The following is a 13,931-nucleotide window of genomic DNA, read 5'->3' on the forward strand; positions in this document are numbered from 1 at the left end:
ATTTTGTCAATTAAATTCTATGAGCCCTTTCTTTCAGCATAATATGTGATTTTCTTCATTCCTTCTCTAAATCGCTTTCAAAATACGAGTTCGGCAGAATGAATATTTTCCTTTTTATGTTAAACAATAAAGAAAGACGTTTGTCGGCAGCAAATATTGAATTTGAAGGAGAAAAGAGAGTTGCTGAATAGAGAGATTACTCGACATGAAAAAAAGATAATTTTCTTCTCGTTCCTTGCAATAGCTGCTTTTGTGTCACCGTATTTTCTTCTCGGCGAAGATGCTCATATGCGCGTTCACGATAATTTAGATTCGAATATTGCCTGGTATAAAGTGTTAATCAGAAGCGGTGAATTGTTCGGTTCAGTGAATGCGGTCATTCCCCAAATTATTAACGGCCTGCCGCGAAACGCATTTGGGACAGAATTTAGCGGCATTGTATGGCTGCATGCCTTATTTCCTTCGATTTATGCTTATGGCTTAAGTCAAACCATCACGCGCGTGTTTGCCTTTATCGGAATGTACCTGCTTTTGAAAAAACATTTTATTCAGGAGCCGGAATGGGCATGGATTCGTGTCGGTGCCGCGTTAGCCTTCGCTCTTACACCGTTTTGGCCGTCAGGGATGCTGAGTACGCTTGGAATGCCGCTTGCGTTATGGGCGTTTTTAAACATTCGTGCCGGTGAGCGTTCGTGGCTGAATTATTTGGTGTTAACGCTCCTGCCTTTCTATTCAAGCCTTGTTCTTGGCTTTTTCTTCTTCTTAAGCGCGATGGGGATGTTGTGGTTGGTTGATGTCGTGCGCGGAAAAGGCTGGAACGTGCGGTTTTTATTGGCGATTGTATACATGAGTGTGATTTACTTAGCGATTGAATATCGCCTTGTCCATTCGCTTTTATTTTCGACGGAGCCAACGAGCCGTGATGAATATTTTCATGCCCGCCTGCCGCTTTGGCGTGTCATTCGTTTAACTTTTAAAAACTATGTTCTTGGGCATAACCATGTCATGACGGTACATGGTCTTGTGATTTTGCCGGTCACGTTCATTGCCTTATATGTTGTCTGGAAACAAAAACGCTGGCGCGAAGAAAAAACATTTCTGTTTTTGCATGTCCTAAACTTTGCGCTTTCCGCATGGTATGCGTTTTGGTTTTATAAAGGATGGCTTCCATTGACAGAACGGTTCGACCTTCTTGATAAGTTCAATTTTGCTCGTTATCACTTTTTGCGGCCGCTAGTCATTTATGTATTATTTGCGCTTTCTTTGAAAATTTTATGGCGGCAAGGAAAAGCATGGCAGAGAATGTCTCTCTGTTTCATCACAGCGCAGCTTCTTGTGCTGACGGCCTTTAACGAGGAAATCGTTTATCAGAACAAACCGTCGTTTAAACAGTTTTATGCCGAAAAGCAGTTTGCAGAAATTAAAGAATACATAGGGCTTCCAGTGGAAGAATATCGCGTCGCGAGCATCGGAATTCACCCGGCGATTGCTCAATATAACGGATTTTATACGCTTGATACGTACAACAATTTTTATCCGCTCTCATATAAACATCGTTTTCGAGAAATGATTGCGCAGGAATTAAAGAAAAATAAGAAGCTTCGCGAGTATTTTGATGAGTGGGGTGGACGTTGTTATATTTTTGTGGACGAACTTGGAAAACATTATATGTTTAAAAAACATTCACAAAAAAAGATCAAACATTTGCAGTTAAATACGGATGTATTTCGGGAAATGGGCGGTCGCTATATTTTATCCGCACTCCCGATTGAAAATGCGACAAAAAATCAACTGAAATTGGAAAAAGTATTTCATTCGCATGAATCCGCTTGGAAAATCCATTTGTACAAAGTGATGCCTAGGGAGGAATGAGCTTGAACGAACCAGTTCTTACCATTGTTGTGCCATGTTATAACGAAGAAGAAGTGCTGCCGGAAACGATGAAGCAGCTGTTGAACTTGCTTGAGCAGCTAATCGCGGAAAAGCTTGTTTCGCGGCAAAGCAAATTATTATTTGTCGATGATGGGAGCAAAGATCAAACGTGGCAACTCATTTATAAAGCGAGTTTGCAGCATGAAGCGGTGAAAGGGGTAAAGCTTTCGCGCAACGTCGGTCATCAAAATGCTTTGCTTGCCGGATTGTTTGCCGCTAAATCGGTTTCTGACTGCATCGTTTCCATTGACGCTGATTTACAGGATGATATTTCGATCATTCGTGAATTTATGCAAAAATTTCATGAAGGCTATGAAATTGTCTATGGGGTGCGAAAAAAGCGAGAGACGGATACGTTTTTTAAGCGGCATACGGCACAAGGTTTTTATAAATTGATGAAAGCGATGGGGGTGAATGTCGTTTATAATCATGCCGATTATCGCTTAATGAGCCGCCGCGCTGTTGAAGAACTCGAACGTTTTGAAGAAGTGAATTTGTTTTTGCGCGGGATTGTTCCTTTGCTTGGGTTTCGCTCTGCCGTTGTCTATTATGATCGGAAAGAACGTCCGGCCGGGAAAACGAAATATCCGCTCAAAAAAATGCTGGCGTTTGCCTTGGACGGAATTACATCGTTGAGCATTACTCCGATTCGCTTTATCTCGCTTATTGGTTTTATCTCGTTTTTCGTCAGTCTTATATTCGGCCTATATTTCATCTTTTTAAAATTTACCGGGCATACGCAAACCGGCTGGACGTCTCTCATTATGTCGATTTGGCTTCTCGGGGGATTGCAGCTCATTGCGTTTGGCTTAATCGGTGAATATATTGGGAAAATTTACAAAGAAACCAAGCGGCGCCCGAGATATATTGTCGATATGGATTTATTGAATTTGCCGCTTCGAGCGACATCTCGAGACGCAGAGGAGCCTATTCATGTTGACGTTAAAAGGTTATCTCAATCGAACTAGCCCGTTTGTTCGGCACTTTATTTTACACGGTGCTGAATTACCTCGGACAAAAAATGATTGTTTTTACGGTAAAGTAGGATTTTTTTGGATGGATGTCGAATACAAAACCATACTAAGAGTTGCTCATATTTTTGGCGAGTACAGCGAAAAAACGGCATATACATTGTAATAGTCAGTTTTTTGTATTCTGATTTTGAGGTGAGGCATATGGAAGTCATTGTATTGTTTGGGTTGGTGTTTTTCCTTGTTTTTGTTATCTATTCGGTATTGTCCCAAGCCCCTGGTCAAGGAAGAAAGGGGAGAAATAGTGACAGTTACCTTCTTCCGCCTTATTATCATGATACATCATCTGATTATAACGATTGTATTGGCGGTTTTGGCGGTGATTGCGGCAGCGGCGGAGACGGCGGAAGCTAGAAAGTTCGGCAAAAACAACGCTTGGGCTATTTCCATCCCAAGCGTTTTAGTTCCAATTGAATATTCAATTATTGAGGAAATAGTGATTTATATCTTTTAATAGCGGCATCAACGATACAGCGCATGTTTTCGCAGAGGAACGCGGAATTCAATAATCGGCTTGACGATCTGTGTGACCGGTTTGCTTGCTAATATGATCGTTACAGCAATGGATACGATGATCAATAACGGATATCCATTGATTTCCGTGATCACGTCTGGGAAGTTTGTTGTGTGCAAGTACTTTAGAATAAATCCGTGTAAAATATATACATAAAATGTTCGTGTTCCTAAAGCGGAAACTGTTAATTGGCCGTTTGGAATCAACGACATGAAACAAAGCGTCATTAAAAAGCTGACCCCATACAACAGCAGCCGGAATAAAACACCCATTTCCTCGTTGACTCCTAATGTCTCATAAGATTTTGAGCCGTACAGCCATTCTTCTTGTAAGTTCGGAAATATAAAATGAACAAGTGCAAATGCACTAATAAGCAAAATGACCGATAGAAAGCGGACTCCCGGTTGAAATAGTCGTTCGAAATGCTTCTTTTTCAGCAAGAAGCCAAACAGGAAGAACGGGAAAAACGTAAACGTCCGCGAAAGGCTCAAAAACTTTTCGATATCGGTCAATCCAATTAACACACCCAGAAGTATGGTTAAGGAAATGGCATACGTTTTTGGGATTTTGGCAAAAATATACAGCATCACATTCCAACAGAATAAACTTAGCAAAAACCAAAGCCCCCAGTGAGGGGTAAGGAAATCAAGCGAAAGAGCATCGTCTTCATATAAAAACGAATAATAAATCGAGTAAAGCAGTTGAAAAATGACATATGGAATGAGTATTTTTTTTGTTATCTTCTTTAAATATCCTTTTTTATGGAAATTTTTCGCGAAATATCCAGAAATCAACACGAATGCCGGCATGTGAAACAAAAAAATCCAAACATATAAACTATGAATCAATGTATTTTCGGCAATATATGGACGAAGAAAATGACCGAACACAACAAAAACAATAAGAAAAAATTTCGCATTGTCAAAATAATAATCCCGCACTTTCATGAATACCCTCCTTGTCAGATATGACAGATTGTTGAAGGGAGCTTTTATACAACAATTTATTATTCTAACATAAAAAGTCGAAAGATGGGTATATATTTTTAGGATGGTAAAATACACCATTATAAAAATGAAAGGAATTTCGGAAAATATACTAAAAGGTTTATTTAAGGAATTCCTGTTGAAGGAAGAACTGGTGAGAAGCAAAAACAATCGAACCGTTCGACCAAGGCAGAAAATCATTCTTATTTAGTGTGCAATGATCATTTATTTTGGAAAGAACTTAATGTAATGGCCGAAGACAGCGCATATAATCGTGAAAGGGAGGGTTTTCATGGAAGTGATTAGAGCGAAACAAATTGCCGAGTCAGGCGATATTGTCCGTGTAACATATGAAGGAAAGCAAGTATTTATTCAACAAGTAGATGAAAAAAAATGAAACGGCAAGAATTTACGAGCAAAAAAAATCGAGACAAAGAGATGGTTGTGCCGATTCGTCTTCTTCATGAAGCATAGAGACTGATCCATAAGCGTCTGGCCTCATGTGCATTTCCTAATATAATTTATCCATGTAATGTTTTTTATATATTGTTTTGCAGGGCTGACACTTTGCTGTTGGTCCCTCTTTTTTATATCAAAAACACCTTTCTATCTTTTTTGTAACACGTTATAATGATAAATGGATAGGCTATCGGAAAACTTTTAAACTGGAGTGGATAATTATAATGAATATTGGTTTTGGTGAAGTTGCGTTGATCGTCTTTCTTGCACTTTTAATATTCGGTCCGAAAAAATTGCCGGAACTTGGAAAAGCTGCCGGCAAGACGCTTCGCGAGTTTAGAAACGCAACGAAAGGTCTTATTGACGAGGAAGAAAAAAGTGAAAAAAATAATGTTTTAAAAAAATGACCCATTGCCTATATGGCAATGGGTCATTTTTGTGATTAAGCGGAAAGTCTTCTGTGTTTGAAGGAGGACTTCAAGAGCATTAATCGAGTTTACATTGATCCAACGGTACAATCTTTGTCTTTTTTATGATTTTGTATCCTAGCCACACAGCAATAAAAATAGGTAAGCCAATATATGATACAAGTATACCGTACCAATCAATTTGCTCCCCGGTAAATGCGGAATAGTTTTGCCCAAGTATGACAATCATGCATAGGGTGAAAGCGAATAAAGGACCGAATGGGAACCACTTTGCTTTGTATGGCAGAGCATTTAAGTCACGGCCTTGTGCAATATATGCTTTACGGAAACGGTAATGGCTGATCGCTATACCTAGCCAAGCGATAAAGCCGGACATGCCTGATGCATTCAATAACCATGTATATACGGCACCATCCCCGAAAAAGGAAGATAAAAACGCCAATGTACCAACTAAGGAAGTAACAATGAGTGAATTGACAGGAACTCCCCGCTTATCTAGCTTTGCCAAAAATTTTGGTGCTTTTCCTTCACGAGCTAAATCCCAAAGCATTCTTGTAGAAGCGTACATCCCTGAATTCCCTGCTGATAAAACAGCCGTTAAGATAATGGCGTTCATAACAGATGCAGCGAATGCGACTCCGGCTTTATCGAACACAAGCGTAAATGGACTTACGGTTACATCGCTGTTAGCAAGGTTTTCATTTGTATAAGGAATCAAAAGACCGATAGCAAGAATGGCTAATATATAGAATAAGAGAATTCGCCAGAATACTTGTCGCACCGCGCGAGGAATGTTGCGCTCAGGATCTTCGCTCTCTCCAGCGGCAACCCCAAGCAATTCTGTTCCTTGAAACGAAAATCCAGCAGCCATAAAAATTCCTAATATCGCCATAAATCCGCCATTAAATGGCGCGTCCGCTATGGTAAAGTTTTTAAAGCCGACTGCTTCCCCGCCCATGATGCCGAAAATCATTAAAAAACTAATGACTAAAAAGATGATTACCGTTGCTACTTTGATTAAGGAGAACCAATACTCTGCTTCACCAAACCCTTTAACAGATAAATAGTTTAAGAGAAACATAATAATTAAACAGAGAGCGCTCCACAAGATGGAAGGGCTGTCAGGAAACCAAAACTTCATAATCAATGTCACAGCAGATAATTCTGCAGCAATCGTAATTGCCCAATTGTACCAGTAATTCCACCCTAAAGCAAATCCTAATGCCGGGTCAACAAATTTTGTGGCATAAGTGCTAAATGAGCCGGCTACTGGCATATAAGCTGCCATTTCTGCCAGACCGGTCATAAGAAAGTAAACCATGATTCCAATCGCGATATACGCAACAAGTGCTCCCCCAGGTCCTGCAGTATGAATTGCCCCGCCGCTTGCTAAAAACAGACCTGTTCCAATGGTTCCTCCAAGTGAAATCATCGATAAGTGCCGTGCTTTTAATTTGCGCTGCAGCTTATTTGTGACTGCGGAGGAAGAGCGAGGATTAGAGGTCGTGTCTTGAATTGCGCTTTTCATTATGATCACTCCTTATAAAAATATTTGGAAGGAGTGGGTAATAAAAAAAGCCGTCGAAGGTGATTCGACGGCAATATGTCCATTACCCGTATCAAACCTTCCGAAAAGATAGCGCGCCACGTTTGCCTCATCACAAACGTGACAGTGCTGTTCCTATTCGGCAACAGCCCCAGCTTCCCCACTCAGAGAAAGTGCGGAAACTTCGGCGACTTTTCCTTTCAAGCGGAGTCGTCGACGTTCTCTGCGTCTCGTCCGCTTTACTGATAAAAGCCGCAACCTCTACCCCATCGGTTGAATAGGATAGCGATTATTCACTTTTTAGGTAATTCCAATTGCATTATAAAAGATGATCGAATTTATTTCAATATATTATTTTTCTATTTTTATGAACGCTTACTAAGTAAAAGTTTGTGCAGGGGGCTGGTCCATAAGTGCCTGACTTCACATGCATTTCACCATATATCGTTATTGCATGGCTTTTAATGCTTTGGTCATTTACTGTTCCTAAGTCGCTGTTGTTTTGCATGGTGGGAATCACCTCTTTAAGATAATCCATTTTGTAAGCCACGAATATGCTGTTGCATTTTTTGAATATCCTGCTTCATGAATGTTTTTTTGTTTTCGGCCTGTCATAATGATTAGTTATATAAGTAAAATGATAAATTGCAGAAAACATTGAGGATTTGATGCCCGGCGAAAGCGGGAGAGACAGAGGAAGAAAAGCGGTCGGTATCCCAACGGTACTTACACGGATTAAACGATTTGCAAAAATTGAGGAGTGATGAACAAAGGGGTCCCGAGCATGTAACGTTTCGGACCCCTTTGTTATTTATTCCATCATCTTTACTAATTTTTTCGAAATGAGAAGCAAGATGAGACCTAGTCCGATTGTAACGGCACCAATTAAGCTGAAAATTTGTAAATAGCCTAATGAAACTGTATATGCAGCGAGTACACCAGCTAATTTATTGGCCACACCTGTTCCTGCTAACCAAGCTCCCATTAATAACGAAGCTAAACGAACAGGAGCAAGCTTACTTACCATTGACAAGCCAACAGGGGATAAGCATAATTCACCAAGTGTATGCATGAAGTATGTTAACACGATAAACATGACATGTGCTTTTTCCACTACTTGGTCTTCATTGCTGCCTGTATGCATGACAGCTGGAACTAATACTAAAAAACCTAAACCGAGTAAAATCATACCAAGAGCCATTTTTGTCGGAATGGACAAGTCTCCGCGTTCGGTATTAGAAAGTTTGATCCATAAGGCTGAAAGAATTGGAGCTAAAATAACAATAAACAAAGGATTTAATGATTGGAACCATGATGTTGGAATCGTCCAGCCGCCAATGGATTTGTCAACAAATTTATCGGTGTACAGTGTTAAAGAGCTTCCTGCTTGTTCAAAGCCAGCCCAGAAGAATACAACAAAGCTAGCTAAAATTAAAATAACAGCTGTACGTTGTTTTTCCTTTTTTGTTAATGGAGCTTTTGATTGAGAAACCGTATTTGTTTGTTTTCCAACCGGCTTTTTACCGATTTCACCTAAATAACGATTTCCGAATAGATTGAAAATTAATTGTCCAATAACCATACCGATCGATGCAGCAAGGAAACCATATTTAAAGCCGTATTGGACAACGCCGTTAACGGTTGTTTTGAAAAAGTCTTCAGCTAAATAGCCAACAACAAGCGGAGCAAAGAATGCACCAATATTAATTCCCATGTAGAAAATCGTGAATGCTGCGTCTCTGCGCTTATCATTTTCTTCGTAAAGTTCTCCGACAAGCGTTGAAATATTTGGTTTAAAGAAACCATTACCAATAATGAGTAAAGCAAGACCGATATATAATCCCATTTTTGAATGGAGTGCAAATAAAGCAAAGTTACCAAGTGCCATCGCAATACCACCGATGGTAATGGCTAATCTTCTGCCTAGAAATTGGTCAGAAAGGTATCCGCCGATAATGGGTGTGAAGTAAACCAACATGGTGAAAGTGCCATAAATGCTCACGGCGACACTTTCTTCAAAACCTAAACCACCGCTTACTAAAGATGCAGTTAAATACAGAACTAAAATCGCTCTCATTCCATAATAGCTGAAACGCTCCCACATTTCTGTAAAGAACAATAAATAAAGACCGGGAGGATGTTTCTTTTTCGGTTCTTCATATTTTTGAGTGTCTGCTAATGCTCCCATTTTGTTGCCTCCTTATAAAAAATAAAACTATGAACAATTTTAATTTACATAATATTATATTATTAAGTCAATAAAGTTATATAAATATATAATTTTTAAATAAATTAGAAAATAAATAAGTTTTTATTATTATTAACTAAAATATTTTGAATATTTATTGAATTGGTTAAAAATATTTTTTTATAATAGTTTTTTATTTGGTTATAATTATTTATCTGAATAATTTGTTAAGTTTTTTGTTTTTTATCGCTGCAGAGGCTATAATCAAATTGCGGTATTGCAAAGATTCAAAGGAGAGGAAAAAGGTGCTTGCTTATACAAGACGATTTATACTGCTCGTTTTTATTTTCGTTTTATTTGGCTGCCAGCAGTCTTCTTCCAAGATTTCCGCTGTTGTGCTTGAAGTGGTTGACGGCGATACATTAAAAGTAGAAATCAACGGGAAAAAAGAAACGGTACGTCTTTTATTGATTGACACCCCGGAATCTGTTCACCCGACAAAGCCGGTGCAGCCGTTTGGGATGGAAGCGAGTCATTATGTAAAGAAGCTATTGCCGAAAGGAACAGAGGTAGAGTTGGAGCTCGATATTCGCGAACGTGATAAATATGGCCGTTTGCTGTCATACGTATGGGTCAATGGAAAGATGGTAAACAAACTGCTTCTTGAGCAAGGATATGCCCGCGTCGCATATGTATTTGAACCAAATACAAAATATGTCGACGAATTTCGTGCTATACAGGAAGAAGCCCGTAAAAAGGAACTTCGTATTTGGTCTTTAGAAAATTATGCGACGGAGCAAGGATTTAACGATCAGTCAGTTAATGGGCAACAGTGCGACAAACCAACGATTAAAGGAAATATTCGCAAAGATGGAGAAAAAGTTTATCATTTGCCAAGCAGTCCGCAATATAGTGTGACAAAAGCAGAAGTGATGTTTTGCACAGAAGAAGAAGCAAAATCGGCAGGATTTCGCCCTGCGCATGCTCGATAAAAGAACCTTATGACGATTACTTCATCAAGCCGGCTTGCAGATTCAGATTGTCTATGTTTGTTTTGTACAGCAGAAATACGATTGGAATCATTTGTGAATCTATCAGTGCTGATCCATAAGTGTTTGACCTTGCGCCTATTCTACACTTATCCAATGCGATGTCCTGTCTATGTGTTGTGGAATCTAACACTTTGCTTTTGGATCAGCCTTTTTTTTGTTGGTTTATATTCGATAAAAAGTACGAAATTCTTCACAAATTTCTCACAATGATTGCGTATAATGTGCTACATGAAATGAACGGCTGCCTTCTAAAAGGGAGAGATAAGATGAAAAAATATGTTTTGCTTATGATGATTATTGGTCTCGGGATTTTAGCAGGATGTCATACAAAGACGTTTACACCGGTACCTTTAGAAATGAAAACGCTTATTAGCGTGAATATTAAAGATGGCAGTTTGACATTTTTGGATTTGGAAAATAACAAAGTTTTTACAGAGTGGAAAATAAAACAGCCAATAAAAGGGGCTAGTTTGCTTCCGGACGGAAAGACGCTTTTGTTATACGGGAATGAACTGGATAAGGTACAGTTATACAATTTGGCAAAAGGAACGTTAGAACGTGAATGGAAGACGGGTAAAGGGATTGTGAATGCGATCGTATCCAACGACGGTAAACATCTATTTTTTGCTGATCAACATAAAAATGCCGTCAGAATTTTTTCGCTTAGAGGAAAAGAACTTGGTATTGTAAAAGTGGGCAAAAAGCCGCTTACCCTTTTGCAAAACAACAGCGGAACAAAGATATATGCGGTTAATTTTGCCGAACCAATTCTCAGCGTGATCGATGTTCAAAGAAAACGAGTAATTGAAAAAATCAACATTCCGAAAGCGTCAGCAGGAGGACTCATTCGTGAAGAGCAAAAACAACTATGGATCGGTGGACACGGAAATGGAAAAGAAATTCAATCCAATATCCACGTTTATTCATTAGAGACAGGTAAGTTGTTAGACATGATTCATGCTCCGAAAATGCCGATTTATTTTATTGAAACAAAACATGGAATATTTGCGCTCAGCCATGGTACAAGCATGATTAGAAAGTATAATGAACATTTTCAAGAAACAGGTTCGCTTCAAATTGGCGCAAATCCGTTTGCTATGGCAGCAGGCGAGCAAGAGCTATATATTGCGAGCTATGATAGCAATGAAATTTACAAAGTTGACCAGCAACATTTGAAAATCATCGACAAGTTCCCAAGCGGCAACGGGCCGTTTCAGTTAATCATCAGGGAGGGACATTCGCTTGAATAAAAAAAGAGTGCTTATTGTGGACGATGAAGAAGATATGCGATTTTTAGTATGTATGTATTTGGAGAACTCCGGATTTGAATGCTTACAGGCAGAAAACGGGGAAGAGGCGCTGGAGCTGGTGAACAAAACGAAAGTTGATTTAATATTGCTCGACATTATGATGCCAAATATCGATGGATTTACTTTATGCGAACGCATTAGAGCTTTATCCGATGTACCGATCATTTTTTTAACGGCAAGAGGAGATGAGTGGGATAAAGTAAAAGGGTTAAAACTGGGGGGAGACGATTATGTTGTCAAACCGTTCAGCCCTGGTGAGCTAGTCGCCCGCATTGAAGCGGTGATGCGAAGATCAACGTATCACAATGAGCAGGTAGCAGACGGGCTTCTCTCTTTCGGAACGATGCAAATTGATGAAAAAGGGAGAAAAGTGGTGGTGGAAGGAAAAGAAGTCGTATTAACGCTGAAAGAGTTTGACTTATTGTTGTTTCTTGCTCAGCATAAAGGCCAGGCATTCAGCCGTGAAGACTTATTGACGCGCATATGGGGATACGATTATACCGGCAATGCGCGAACGGTCGACACACATATAAAAACGTTGCGTCTGAAGTTAAAAGAACATGGCCGTTTCATTAAAACGGTATGGGGGATCGGTTATAAGTTTGAGGTGTAACAAAAATGCGGCGATGGTCGATGACATTAGTGCAAAAAATTTGGTTAACCATGAGTTTAGGTGTGATAGTAACCATTTCCTTTTCGTATTTTCTTTCTCATTATTTTTATCAAAAGCTGTATGTAGATAATGTAGAGAAAACGTTAATCGAAGAAGGGAAAAATTTAGCAAGCGATTACCACGGCGGGCCAATTACAGATGAATATCGCCAAAAAGTAGAATGGTATAATGAAAAATCAACAGCAGAAATTTTGTTAGTCAGCAATCCCCGTGAATTAAGCGCTTGCTTGCCGTTTGATATTGATTACGATTCGCTTATTAACGAAGAAGACCGTGCAAAATTGTTAAAAGGCGAAGTCGTTACAAAAACCGGGTTTGAAGAGCGGTTCGGCCGACAAATTATGGGTGTGATCGTGCCGCTTTTGGACGAACAACGGTTAGAAGGGGTATTTTATTTATATATTCCTTTAGCAAGCATTCAAGAAATTACTACAGAAGTGGCCTATATTTGGATTCCTATAGCTTTCGCCTTTGTTTTTATTTTGCTGATTGCCGGTAAAATGATGGCTGACCGCATCGCCAATCCGCTCAAGGAAATGGAAGCGGTCGCTTATAAAATGGCGCACGGCGATTATAAGACGGAAATCCCGATTTGTTCCAATGATGAAGTCGGCAGACTTGCCAAAGCATTTAACATTATGGCCAAAGCCATTGCCGAAGAAGATATGCGGAAAAAAGAATTTTTAGCCAATGTATCGCATGAGCTCCGTACGCCGTTAAGCTATGTAAAAGGCTATAGCGAAGCGATTCTTGAGGGGGTTGTCCAAACGAAGCAAAGTGAACAAAAGTATGTGAAGCTTATTCATCGGGAAGCGAGCCGAATGGAGCGGCTTGTTCACGATTTGCTTGATTTGGCGCAATTAGAAGGGGAGATATATCCGCTGCAAAAAATTCCATTAGCGTTTTCGCAAGTCATTGAAGATACGTTGGAAAAATATGAACCGTTTTTGCAGGAGAAAAACATTTCGTTAACGACTGAGTTAAATCCAGAGATTATTATTGAAGCTGATTATGACCGAATCGAGCAAGTCATTCATAACATCGTCGATAATGCGATTCGTTATACGCCAGCAGGTGGAAACATCCATATCCAATTAGAACAAATAAATGAGCATGATTGCCGGCTTATCATTTCTGACACAGGTAAAGGAATTCCAAAGGAAAAACTGCCATTTCTCGGAGAGCGGTTTTTTAGGGTGGATAAAGCAAGAACGAGATCAGAAGGCGGAACGGGATTAGGGCTTGCGATTACAAAGCAAATTATTCATCTGCATAGAGGAAGACTTCATTTTAAAAGCGAAGAAGGAAAAGGAACGACTGTAGTGATTGAATTACCAACGCTGAACGGCGAACTGGAAGAATGAAAGAAACAAATAAGGCTGACCATAAGTGTCTGAGCTCACGCGCAACCGACAAATATATAGTTGTTATAACCTATATATGGTAGTTGAGGAGTGTGACACTTGCTTTCGGGTCAGCCTCATTGCTCAAGCTGGAATACTTTTATCTTTTCATTTAACTCTTGTGACACTTTTGTTAATTTAGAAATGGCAAGGTCGATGTCTTGCACTGCTTGATAAGACATTAGGTGCATATTGGTAATTTGAGAAATAAGCTGTTTTGTAAACATATGAAAGGAATGAAGCGCTGTCGTCATTTTATGTACTAGCGCTGCCAACTCCTCTTTTTCTCGAAAATCTCCTTTGAGCGATTCGATTTTATAAGGATGGGCGAAAAACCCCTACGCCTTTAGGCTAGGGGATGTAAGCCCTAACGACCTTGTTCTTGAATATATTTTTGGATAATCTCTTT

General features: G+C 39.5%; 14 protein-coding genes and 1 riboswitch. Of the genes, 10 read left to right on the forward strand and 4 right to left on the reverse strand.

The features are described from left to right. Positions 1-195 precede the first annotated feature (195 nt). Genes B0I26_RS14785 through B0I26_RS18105 form a run of 4 tightly spaced genes read left to right on the forward strand, consistent with a single transcriptional unit; the run spans position 196 to position 3,317 of the window. Positions 196-1,872, forward strand: coding sequence for a DUF6044 family protein (locus tag B0I26_RS14785; RefSeq protein ID WP_111646201.1), 1,677 nt, complete (start codon positions 196-198; stop codon positions 1,870-1,872). Between the two features lie 2 nt (positions 1,873-1,874). Continuing rightward, entirely contained in the window at positions 1,875-2,900 is a 1,026-nt protein-coding gene (locus tag B0I26_RS14790; RefSeq protein ID WP_111646187.1) for a glycosyltransferase family 2 protein, read from the forward strand. Continuing rightward, positions 2,866-3,069 (forward strand): hypothetical protein, encoded by a 204-nt coding sequence (locus tag B0I26_RS14795; RefSeq protein ID WP_111646188.1) that lies wholly within the window; start codon positions 2,866-2,868, stop codon positions 3,067-3,069. Before B0I26_RS14790 ends, B0I26_RS14795 begins: the two co-directional genes overlap by 35 nt. Before the next feature lie 38 nt (positions 3,070-3,107). Further along, positions 3,108-3,317: a hypothetical protein gene (locus tag B0I26_RS18105; protein WP_146612819.1), complete on the forward strand. Its 210-nt coding sequence runs from the start codon at positions 3,108-3,110 to the stop codon at positions 3,315-3,317. Between the two features lie 108 nt (positions 3,318-3,425). Here the strand turns inward: B0I26_RS18105 and B0I26_RS14805 are convergent, their stop codons facing one another. After that, positions 3,426-4,424, reverse strand: a complete 999-nt coding sequence (locus B0I26_RS14805; RefSeq protein ID WP_111646190.1) for an acyltransferase family protein — start codon at positions 4,422-4,424, stop codon at positions 3,426-3,428. 331 nt (positions 4,425-4,755) lie between these two features. Between B0I26_RS14805 and B0I26_RS14810 the strand changes: the two genes are divergently transcribed. Together B0I26_RS14810 and B0I26_RS14815 are read left to right on the forward strand one after the other, a co-directional pair. Beyond that, positions 4,756-4,860: a small, acid-soluble spore protein, H family gene (locus B0I26_RS14810; RefSeq protein ID WP_409991437.1), complete on the forward strand. Its 105-nt coding sequence runs from the start codon at positions 4,756-4,758 to the stop codon at positions 4,858-4,860. Positions 4,861-5,146: 286 nt separating this feature from the next. Further along, the gene (locus B0I26_RS14815; protein WP_111646191.1) at positions 5,147-5,329 is read left to right on the forward strand and encodes a twin-arginine translocase TatA/TatE family subunit; all 183 of its coding nucleotides are present in this window, start codon (positions 5,147-5,149) and stop codon (positions 5,327-5,329) included. Between the two features lie 79 nt (positions 5,330-5,408). Here the strand turns inward: B0I26_RS14815 and B0I26_RS14820 are convergent, their stop codons facing one another. Beyond that, positions 5,409-6,878 (reverse strand): amino acid permease, encoded by a 1,470-nt coding sequence (locus B0I26_RS14820; protein WP_111646192.1) that lies wholly within the window; start codon positions 6,876-6,878, stop codon positions 5,409-5,411. 101 nt (positions 6,879-6,979) lie between these two features. Further along, positions 6,980-7,168, reverse strand: a riboswitch (Lysine riboswitch). Between the two features lie 539 nt (positions 7,169-7,707). Next, positions 7,708-9,084, reverse strand: coding sequence for a peptide MFS transporter (locus B0I26_RS14825; RefSeq protein ID WP_111646193.1), 1,377 nt, complete (start codon positions 9,082-9,084; stop codon positions 7,708-7,710). Between the two features lie 305 nt (positions 9,085-9,389). Between B0I26_RS14825 and B0I26_RS14830 the strand changes: the two genes are divergently transcribed. The 4 genes from B0I26_RS14830 to B0I26_RS14845 all read left to right on the forward strand — a co-directional run bounded on the left by B0I26_RS14830 (position 9,390) and on the right by B0I26_RS14845 (position 13,483). Next, positions 9,390-10,076 carry a thermonuclease family protein gene (locus B0I26_RS14830; RefSeq protein ID WP_111646194.1) on the forward strand — a complete coding sequence of 229 codons (687 nt, stop codon included), beginning with the start codon at positions 9,390-9,392 and terminating at the stop codon, positions 10,074-10,076. Between the two features lie 326 nt (positions 10,077-10,402). After that, entirely contained in the window at positions 10,403-11,386 is a 984-nt protein-coding gene (locus B0I26_RS14835) for a YncE family protein (protein WP_111646195.1), read from the forward strand. Continuing rightward, on the forward strand, positions 11,379-12,059 hold the full coding sequence (locus B0I26_RS14840) for a response regulator transcription factor (protein WP_181502923.1): 681 nt from the start codon (positions 11,379-11,381) through the stop codon (positions 12,057-12,059). Before B0I26_RS14835 ends, B0I26_RS14840 begins: the two co-directional genes overlap by 8 nt. Positions 12,060-12,064: 5 nt before the next feature. Then, positions 12,065-13,483: a sensor histidine kinase gene (locus B0I26_RS14845; RefSeq protein ID WP_111646197.1), complete on the forward strand. Its 1,419-nt coding sequence runs from the start codon at positions 12,065-12,067 to the stop codon at positions 13,481-13,483. A 116-nt stretch (positions 13,484-13,599) separates the two neighbouring features. Here B0I26_RS14845 and B0I26_RS14850 read toward each other — a convergent pair whose 3' ends face one another. Further along, positions 13,600-13,797, reverse strand: coding sequence for a hypothetical protein (locus B0I26_RS14850; RefSeq protein ID WP_111646198.1), 198 nt, complete (start codon positions 13,795-13,797; stop codon positions 13,600-13,602). Positions 13,798-13,931 lie beyond the last annotated feature (134 nt).

The sequence above is a fragment of the Paranoxybacillus vitaminiphilus genome (genome assembly GCF_003259935.1).
Classification (GTDB): Bacteria; Bacillota; Bacilli; order Bacillales; family Anoxybacillaceae; genus Paranoxybacillus; species Paranoxybacillus vitaminiphilus.

Bases quoted from the DNA above. Each gene is read 5' to 3' on its own strand.
- B0I26_RS14810 (WP_409991437.1), top strand. From the start codon at position 4,756: ATGGAAGTGATTAGAGCGAAACAAATTGCCGAGTCAGGCGATATTGTC.
- B0I26_RS14795 (WP_111646188.1), top strand. From the start codon at position 2,866: ATGTTGACGTTAAAAGGTTATCTCAATCGAACTAGCCCGTTTGTTCGG.
- B0I26_RS14835 (WP_111646195.1), top strand. From the start codon at position 10,403: ATGAAAAAATATGTTTTGCTTATGATGATTATTGGTCTCGGGATTTTA.
- B0I26_RS14825 (WP_111646193.1), bottom strand. From the start codon at position 9,084: ATGGGAGCATTAGCAGACACTCAAAAATATGAAGAACCGAAAAAGAAA.
- B0I26_RS14845 (WP_111646197.1), top strand. From the start codon at position 12,065: ATGCGGCGATGGTCGATGACATTAGTGCAAAAAATTTGGTTAACCATG.
- B0I26_RS18105 (WP_146612819.1), top strand. From the start codon at position 3,108: ATGGAAGTCATTGTATTGTTTGGGTTGGTGTTTTTCCTTGTTTTTGTT.
- B0I26_RS14815 (WP_111646191.1), top strand. From the start codon at position 5,147: ATGAATATTGGTTTTGGTGAAGTTGCGTTGATCGTCTTTCTTGCACTT.
- B0I26_RS14820 (WP_111646192.1), bottom strand. From the start codon at position 6,878: ATGAAAAGCGCAATTCAAGACACGACCTCTAATCCTCGCTCTTCCTCC.
- B0I26_RS14805 (WP_111646190.1), bottom strand. From the start codon at position 4,424: ATGAAAGTGCGGGATTATTATTTTGACAATGCGAAATTTTTTCTTATT.